This is a genomic window from Bdellovibrionales bacterium (assembly GCA_041662785.1).
Lineage (GTDB): Bacteria > Pseudomonadota > Alphaproteobacteria > UBA9219 > UBA9219 > UBA8914.
In genome coordinates this window covers 208,785-217,723 of record JBAZRW010000002.1, presented here as the reverse complement: position 1 = coordinate 217,723, position 8,939 = coordinate 208,785, and the positions used below count along the sequence as shown (strand labels likewise).

6 protein-coding genes and 1 other RNA gene are annotated in these 8,939 nt (G+C 54.1%); 3 read left to right on the top strand and 4 right to left on the bottom strand.

Annotation, left to right across the window (positions count from 1 at the left end; translation table 11 throughout):
* Positions 1-150 precede the first annotated feature (150 nt).
* Both lepA and WC612_03375 read right to left on the bottom strand, forming a co-directional pair.
* Entirely contained in the window at positions 151-1,953 is a 1,803-nt protein-coding gene (lepA, locus tag WC612_03380) for a translation elongation factor 4 (GenBank protein MFA6279820.1), read from the bottom strand.
* A gap of 102 nt (positions 1,954-2,055) precedes the next feature.
* Positions 2,056-3,132: an outer membrane beta-barrel protein gene (locus WC612_03375; protein ID MFA6279819.1), complete on the bottom strand. Its 1,077-nt coding sequence runs from the start codon at positions 3,130-3,132 to the stop codon at positions 2,056-2,058.
* 203 nt (positions 3,133-3,335) lie between these two features.
* Between WC612_03375 and rnpB the strand changes: the two genes are divergently transcribed.
* Positions 3,336-3,735, top strand: an RNA gene (rnpB, locus tag WC612_03370) — RNase P RNA component class A.
* A 2-nt stretch (positions 3,736-3,737) separates the two neighbouring features.
* Here rnpB and WC612_03365 read toward each other — a convergent pair.
* Positions 3,738-4,586 carry a hypothetical protein gene (locus WC612_03365; GenBank protein MFA6279818.1) on the bottom strand — a complete coding sequence of 283 codons (849 nt, stop codon included), beginning with the start codon at positions 4,584-4,586 and terminating at the stop codon, positions 3,738-3,740.
* Positions 4,587-4,931: 345 nt separating this feature from the next.
* Between WC612_03365 and WC612_03360 the strand changes: the two genes are divergently transcribed.
* Together WC612_03360 and WC612_03355 are read left to right on the top strand one after the other, a co-directional pair.
* Entirely contained in the window at positions 4,932-5,882 is a 951-nt protein-coding gene (locus WC612_03360) for a hypothetical protein (GenBank protein ID MFA6279817.1), read from the top strand.
* Between the two features lie 118 nt (positions 5,883-6,000).
* Positions 6,001-6,207: a hypothetical protein gene (locus WC612_03355; GenBank protein MFA6279816.1), complete on the top strand. Its 207-nt coding sequence runs from the start codon at positions 6,001-6,003 to the stop codon at positions 6,205-6,207.
* A 20-nt stretch (positions 6,208-6,227) separates the two neighbouring features.
* On the opposite strand, the gene alaS is transcribed toward WC612_03355, so the two are convergent.
* Positions 6,228-8,888, bottom strand: a complete 2,661-nt coding sequence (alaS, locus tag WC612_03350; protein ID MFA6279815.1) for an alanine--tRNA ligase — start codon at positions 8,886-8,888, stop codon at positions 6,228-6,230.
* Positions 8,889-8,939 lie beyond the last annotated feature (51 nt).

Genomic DNA, 8,939 nt, shown 5'->3' with positions numbered 1-8,939 from the left:
GGATGCCCGCTTTCGCGGGCATGACGGTGTTTTTTATGGCGATACTCCCCTTTAGCGTCATCCCCGCGAAAGCGGGGATCCCGTTTTCTTGTTGTTATTACGTGTCAGTTCATAGACGGATTGGTATGAGAAAGCCTAGAGCAATAGGACTTAACGATCATCCATCTTAAGCGCGGCGATAAAGGCGGATTGCGGAATCTCGACATTGCCGAACTGGCGCATGCGCTTTTTGCCCTCTTTTTGCTTATCAAGAAGCTTGCGCTTACGGCTTATATCGCCGCCATAACACTTGGCCGTCACGTCCTTACGCATCGCGGAAATCGTCTCACGCGCGATCACGCGCCCGCCAATCGCCGCCTGAATGGCAATCTTGAACAGCTGCTTGGGGATCAGCTCCTTTAGCCGCTCGCAGAGCATGCGCCCACGCTTTTCCGCCGCCGCACGGTTGACGATGCACGCCAGCGCGTCCACAGGCTCGGCATTCACAAGAATGTTCATCAAAACAAGGTCGCCCTCGCGGTATTCGTCCAGCACATAATCAAAGCTGGCATACCCGCGCGAGATAGATTTCAGGCGATCATAAAAATCGAACACAACCTCATTCAGCGGCAAGCGATAAATCGCCATGGCGCGATTGCCGACATAGGTTAGCTCTATCTGCTCACCACGGCGATCACTGCACAACGTCAGGATGCTGCCCAAATACTCATCGGGGGTCATGATCGTCGCCTTGATCCACGGCTCTTGCATATGGTCGATGCGAACGGGGTCGGGCATATCAACAGGATTATGCAAATGAAGCGTCGTGCCATCTGTTTTATAAATATGATAGATAACCGATGGCGCGGTTGTAATCAGGTTGAGATTAAACTCGCGCTCAAGGCGTTCTTGGATAATCTCAAGATGCAAGAGGCCAAGAAAGCCACAACGGAAACCAAAGCCCAACGCGACAGAGCTTTCGGCCTCAAACTGGAAGCTGGCATCATTAAGCGCCAGCTTACCCAGCGACTCGCGCAAATGCTCAAAGTCATTCGCATCGACAGGAAACAGCCCGCAGAACACAACGGGAATAGACGGCTTAAAGCCCGCCAAGGCCGCAAGCGCAGGCTTGCGGTCGTCCGTGATCGTATCGCCAACTTTGGTATCGCTAATTTGCTTGATGCCTGCGGTGATAAAGCCGACCTCACCGGGACCAAGCTCATCCAGCTCGACCTTCTTGGGTGTAAAGATACCGACGCGGTCAACATCGCGCACCGCGCCCGTCGCCATAAAGCGGATCTTCTGCCCCTTGCGGATCGTGCCGTCCACAACGCGCAAAAGGATCACAACGCCAAGATACGAGTCATACCAGCTATCGACGAGCAGCGCCGTCAGCGGCGCATTGGCCTCGCCCTTGGGTGGAGGGAGGCGCGTGACAATGGCTTCCAACACGTCATTAATGCCAAGACCGGTCTTGGCAGAAATCAAAACGGCGTCCGAAGCGTCAAGGCCAATCACGTCTTCGATCTGCTGCTTGATGCGTTCTGGCTCCGCCGCAGGAAGGTCGATTTTGTTCAGGACGGGAATAACTTCATGATTGTTGTCGAGAGCCTGATAGACATTGGCAAGCGTCTGCGCCTCCACACCCTGCGAGGCGTCCACGACCAGAATAGAGCCCTCGCATGCAGCAAGGCTGCGGCTTACCTCATAGGCGAAGTCAACATGGCCGGGTGTGTCCATCAGGTTAAGCTGATACGTCTCGCCGTCCTTGGCTTTATAGGTCAGGCGAACGGTTTGCGATTTGATGGTGATGCCGCGCTCGCGCTCGATATCCATATTGTCGAGCATCTGCTCTTTCATATCGCGCAGCTCCACCCCGCCGCAGTTTTGGATCAAACGATCCGCCAGCGTGGATTTGCCGTGATCAATATGCGCGATAATGGCGAAGTTACGGATTTTGGAGAGGGAGGTCATGTTTTAAGCATTCAGGGGTCAGGATTCAGGTCATCAACATAGTTGCGAAAAACGCCGCCCCTTGCGGAGCGGCGTTTTCCTTGCCTCTAAAAGCGTAGAAGCTTATTTCTTCATCACGATTTCAGCGCGACGGTTTTGAGCCTCACGCACATGATCGGCGGTCGGGACAAGCAAGTTACCCTTGCCAGCGCCAGAGGCCATAAGACCTTCAGCAGGAACGCCCAAACGGATGAACTCAGCCTTCACAGCCGCAGCGCGACGTTCGGAGAGTTTCTGGTTATACTTAGCCGTACCCATCGTGTCGGTGTGACCCGTCACAACCAAGCGGACATAGCCACCCTTCTTATAGTCCTCAGCCGCCGACGCGATGATGCGCAAGGCTTCCGGTGTCAACACTGACTTATCAAAGTCAAAGAACACCATGTAGCTTTGGGGAACAGGCGCAACCACGGGAGGCGTCGCCTTAGACGAAGCCACTACAGGCGCAGGAGCCGGCGCTGGCGTTTCCGCCATAGGCTCGGCCTTCGCCTTAGGTTGCGCAAAGGTATAACGGATACCCATCATCAGGTTATGCGAGGCGTTTTCTGTTTCAGCCCGCACACCCGCGCTGGTTTTAAACTTAACATCGGGTGTCGCGAAGTAACGGTAATCCGCCGTAAAGTCCCAGTTGCCTTCCAAGGCCAACGCAAAGCCCGCGATACCCTGATAAGCAAAGGCGACGCGATCATTATCATCAAGCGTTGCGCCATTGACGGTGCGCATAGCGTCCGCGTCAACAAGCGACGTACCAACGCCAGCGCCAAGGTAAGGCGTCAGGCGCGTGCCCGTGTTGAAGTCATAGAACACATTGCCCATAAGAGCTTTGTTATGAATGCCGCCGCCAGCTGTGCCAGCGCCTGTACCGGTTACGTTTTCCACTTGAGAATGACGATACAGCAATTCGGCTTCTGTACGGATGCCATTGCCCCAAGCATAACCGGCATCTCCCGAAAGGCCCCAGCCCGTCTTGTAGCTAAAAACGTCCGTGACGCCGGACAATTTGCTGTCAGCATCGGTTTGATAGGAAAGGTTCGTGTTGCCACCAACATACCAGCCTGTTGGCGTTGCGGCTTGAGCCGAGAGCGGCGCGAGGATTGCGAGTGTCGCAACAGCCAAGCTCATCGTACGAAGCGAAATCATGGGCGGTCTCCTTTTAAATTGGGCATAAGAGGGACAATTTCCTCAATGTCAGGCGGAGTATACCCCTATCCTTAATAATCTGTCAGCCTTTTTTATTAAAAAACGGTTTTGAAATCATAAGTGTATCACGAATAACACCCCTTTTGCCTTCTTGCGCCAATTATGTAGTGTAAATACATGAAAATCATGGTAATTCAAAAGAACCAGACAGCCGGATGGCCGCTGCCCTCCCCCTTAAAAGGGCGGGGAGAGGAAAGTCCGGGCTCCAGACGAAACGATGCCGGATAACGTCCGGCGAGGGTAACCTTAGGGAAAGTGCCACAGAAAACAAACCGCCTGCCCTTGCAAAAGGGTCAGGTAAGGGTGAAAAGGTGCGGTAAGAGCGCACCGCGTTTTTGGCAACAAAAACGGCAGGGAAAACCCCATCGGGAGCAAAACCGCATAGGAACCGCACGTTCCTTCGCAAGAAGGAACACCGTTCTTCGTCACGGCACGCAGGTTCGGGTTGGTTGCTTGAGGTGCTTGGCAACAAGCATCCTAGAGGAATGGTCATCCCTTATCGCAAGATAAGGACAAAACCCGGCTTACAGGCTGTCTGGCTTTTTCTACACCGAATAAGAAAGATGAAGTGACTGATGTTGCATAAAGGCGGGTGTATGCGGTACAGCCGCTCTCTCCCTCGACAAAGAGACTGGGGGCGGCAAAGACGCACCATCCGCCCATAATAAACGGGGAGGCATGGGAAGCCTCACATTAACCTTCCACGGTTTTTCCGCGTTCACGCTCCTCCTCCACGCCCTTAAAACGTCCTTTGCCTTTACGCGTAAAGCAGCATCGACATCAAAATCCTTTTCTTGAAGCCACGATCCCACGATATGAGATCCCATTCTGGAAAAAAAGTATTCCATAGAAGGGCCCTCAACATCCGAACGGTCTGCAATATTCAACGCAGAGCATGTCTTTTCATTAACGATCCTTGGGTAGAGAACCCTACAAGTGGCTAAATCCGTTAGAGTTGGTTTTGTTTCATCTAATTGCTTTTCTATAAAACCCTTTTCGGGCAAAGAAGGGGACGCAAGCCCCAAGGAGGTTGAAAACCTTTGAGCAAGACCATAAGACACAAGTTGATCCCCAAAAAATACCCCATCCCTAACATGCTTGGAACGCGCCATGCGAAAGGACGTTTGAGCCAAAAGAATATGAAGAGAATCCAACATTGATTCGGTATTGGCTGGAAATAATTCGTGATCAAATCCAATGATCATGTTGGAAGGACTCAGGACGGTTCCGATAAGGCTTTTGCCACAATTAACCCCCTCAACACCGATGGTCATGTCGCAAACAGATATAGAGGAAGGCGTTTCGCGGCAATAATCAAGAATGGCGTCTTTAATCATGCGCTGACTACCGTTCGAAAAACGATATTTAGCATTGAGAAAGTATACATCGACCATGGCTGCTGTTTCCTTTGTAAAAAAACGCGCTCATCTTCTTATCGAATCTTAACTCCCGTACATCTTCTGCGTATTTCCGTTAAAGAAAAATAAAAAAAGTGATTGTTTTGATTTCAAAATGTTGTTGTTGCCACGATGTCACAAATTGTCAAAAACAAGGCAGGTTTGTTAATTTTGCGTTCATCATCGTGAAATTCTCTTAATGAATGAGACGATTCATGGTAAAATGGTTACCAAGGGAAAAGCTTAAGACCACACTGATTCTGTAGTGTTTTTCATCAACACCGTCCAATTCATGAGGTTCTCGTGGCAACAGTTCAAACAAGTCTCTCTAGGACAAGTATCATGAACCCTATCCCTAAACCTGCTAACACCGACGATGCGATGTCCTCTCTGTCCTCTGATCAAAAGATCGTGGCGTGGCTGTGTCGTATGACCGCGCGAAATGACAATGCGGTCAAACACAGCCTTGCGACAGAAGCGGCCCCAAATCCCTTTGAAAGAAGCCGCGCCTTTTTGGATGAACGCGCCCGCAGCCCCATGGACGATTGGGAAGTGGTTGCCAGCCTAGCGGGACATAGTTTGGAAGATGTTATGTTTTCCGGCAGCAGACTCCCCATCAGCGCCGCCGAAATCGATCATTTCCGCCGCAACCACCGCGAAACCGATCGCTTGGTCGGACGGGACTTCCTTTCGACACGTTGCGATCTGCCCTCTCCTCTTTCTGAGCTTTATGGCCTTTATCGCCACCGCGCCCGCCTTGATGCAGAATCAACCCTCTTTGTGGCACAAGCCACGGGATCAACCCGCGTCGCGCGCATTATGGCCGACCTTCTCTCCATTGGGGCCTTTGCCAGCGGCTATGAGTGCATCACGCACGTTTCCATGACTTATTCTGTGCCAGCGGCTTTTGATACCTCCGACCTCATTGACAGAACCTCCGATGAGGCCGAACGGCGGCTTGCCCTTCCTATCGAAACGCCCTCGCACCTTCTAAAAATGACTCCCGATGAAATCAGCGTTCTGGCCAATAATATCGTAGAGCGCAACGCCTTAACCCCTTCCGAATTTATTGAAAAAGCGAACCAACTGTCCGAGGCGCGGCAGGATGTTCACCGCCTGCCAACCGAAAGACATCTGGCGGCCGCTCTATACGAGGGTGATTTATCCAGAGACAAGGCTTGGGTGGCACGTCTATGTGCGGCCTACCAACGCATTTTCCCCTCTTGGCCAGCGATAGGCGAAGCCGACTCCTGCGACCTCGACATGCCAGAGCATGATAATCGTGTCCCCTAAGCAACAGCTTCGGTTTTCGAGTCGCTGTTAACGAGATTTCAAACTCTTTCCTCTATCTTGCCTTTATCAGGCCACGATCTGGTGGCTTTTTGTAAGGCGACGATAACGGGGGAAGCAAATGACGGATTCACACGAAAAACAAAGCGAAGCGTGGGCTCTGGCCTCTCAAGTTGCTGGACGTTATGGCCGCCTCGCCCTGACCCGTGCGGCTGGCGAAGCTGCCGCCGCACAAAGGAATGGCGATGATGAAACCAGCGCCTTGTGGTCAAGCGTCGTCTCATACCTTCGCGAAGCCATCCAGCAAGACGCGCCCGTGATCGTTTAAAACGACCCCCAGCGCCTCTTTTATCCCAGCAGAGCTTTTTCGATAGCGTTGATCGCGGCAGGCATAGCCGAAGCGTCAACGCCACCAGCCTGAGCCATATCGGGACGGCCACCGCCGCCCTTGCCGCCCAGAGCCTCTGCGCCGACCTTGACCAGATCAACGGCGCTTATCTTGCTCGTCAGATCATCCGTCACGGCGACAACCAGCGACACCTTGCCCTCAAAGCTTGAAGCCAGAGCCACAACGCCCGACTTCACCTGCGCCTTAAATGCGTCCGCCATCGGCTTTAAATCCTTGGCGGGCATATCTTGCATCACGCGGCTTATAAAGTTCACGCCGCCGACTTGGCGTGGCGCATCCGCGCTTGCCGATGAGGCAGAACCGCCGCCGCCCATCGCGACCGCGCGGCGCAGATCGGCAACCTCGCGCTCCAGCTTCTTACGGTCTTCGACCAACTGATGAACGCGTGACGGCGCATCGGCGGGCGATGCCTTCAGCGCATCGGCGACGCCTTGCAATTGTTTTTCTTGTTCCGCGAAATAGGCCAACGCGCCCGCGCCCGTCACGGCCTCGATCCGGCGAACACCCGCCGATACGGCGCTCTCGGACAGGATTTTTATCAACCCAATATCGCCCGTCCGGCGCACATGCGTACCGCCGCATAGCTCAACCGAAAAAGGTGCATTCGCGCCCTCACCAAGAGACATAGACACAACGCGCACTTCATCACCGTATTTTTCGCCAAAGAGTGCCATCGCGCCCTGCTCCATCGCTTCCTTGGGCGACATGAGGCGCGTGCCAACCGCGCCGTTGGCGCGGATCACGGCGTTGACCTCCGCCTCAACCTCGGTCAGCGCCACCGCGCCGATAGGCGTAGGCTGGCTGATATCAAAGCGCAAACGATCCGACGTCACGAGTGAGCCTTTTTGCGCGACGTGCGTGCCAAGCTTGCGGCGCAAGGCTTCATGCAGCAAGTGCGTGGCCGAATGGTTGGCGCAGATCGCAGCGCGGCGCTCAGTATCCACAATAAGAGAAACCTCATCGCCCTTTTTAAGGTTGCCGCTTTCAACGCGCCCGTAATGCACAAACAGATTACCGGATTCCTTGCGCGTGTCCGTCACGCGAACAACCGCGCCCGAAGACGTTTTGATCACGCCCGTGTCGCCGACCTGTCCGCCGGACTCGCCATAAAACGGCGTTTGGTTGACGATGATCTGCACGTCGCTACCCGCTGGCGCGTCCGCCGTGCGCGCGCCGCCGCGCACGATGGCCGTGATCTGGCCTTCCGCTGCTTCGGTGCTGTAGCCCAGAAAATCTGTGCCGCCCAGCTCGTCAGCCAGCTCAAACCAAATCTTGGACACACTCGCATCGCCCGACCCTGTCCAGCTTTTACGAGCCTCGGCCTTTTGCTTAGCCATCGCGGCATCAAAGCCAGCCGTATCGACGCTTTGGCCCCGCCCGCGCAAGACATCCTGCGTCAAGTCCAAGGGAAAGCCGAACGTGTCATACAGCTTGAACGCTACCGCACCCGGTAGCGCGTCACCCTTGCCCAGCGGCGCGGATTCTTCATCTAACAGTTTAAGGCCGCGATCCAATGTATTCTTAAAGCGCGTTTCTTCCAGCTTTAGCGTTTCGGTAATCATGGATTCCGCACGCACCAACTCAGGATACGCGACGCCCATTTGCTTGACGAGTTCGGGAACCAAGCGATAGATCAGCGGCTCCTTCGCGCCCAGCAAATGCGCGTGGCGCATACCGCGTCGCATGATACGGCGCAGAACATAGCCGCGCCCTTCATTGCTGGGCAACACGCCATCCGCGATCAAAAACGATGTGGCGCGAAGATGATCCGCGATCACGCGGAAGCTTGCCTTTTGCGGCCCTTCGGAATCCACCTTGACCAGATCGGCGGTCGTGCCAATCAGCGCCTTGAACAAATCGATATCATAATTCGACGTGACGCCTTGCAAGATGCCCGCAATGCGCTCTAGCCCCATCCCCGTATCGATAGAAGGCTTGGGCAGCGATGTGCGCTTGCCATCCGCCGTTTCCTCAAACTGCATGAACACAAGGTTCCAAAACTCTAGGAAACGGTCGCCGTCCTCATCGGGCGATCCAGGGGGGCCGCCTTGCAGCTTATCGCCCTGATCGATGAAAATCTCGGAGCACGGGCCGCAAGGCCCCACGTCGCCCATGCGCCAAAAGTTGGCAGAGGTCGGAATGCGGATAATCTTATCATCCGAGAAGCCGGCAATCTTCTTCCACAGGTTCGCGGCCTCGTCATCATCGTGATAAACGGTGACGAGCAGGTTCTTCTTAGACAAATCAAGATTCTTGGTGACAAGAGTCCACGCGAAGTCGATGGCGTCGACCTTGAAATAATCGCCAAACGAGAAGTTGCCCAGCATTTCAAAAAAGGTGTGATGCCGCGCCGTGTAGCCAACGTTCTCAAGATCGTTATGCTTGCCGCCCGCCCGAACGCATTTCTGCGCCGTTGTCGCACGCGAGTAAGGGCGTGCTTCGGCTCCCGTAAAGACGTTCTTGAACTGCACCATGCCCGCATTAGTGAACATGAGCGTCGGATCGTTACGCGGCACAAGCGGCGAGGAGTCCACGACCGTGTGACCCTGCGCTTCATAAAATTTCAGGAATGTCGAACGAATGTCCGCAAGCGTTTTCATCAAAGCCTCTTTCTAGAACCAAAACCTAACGACACCCATCCTCTTCAAGAG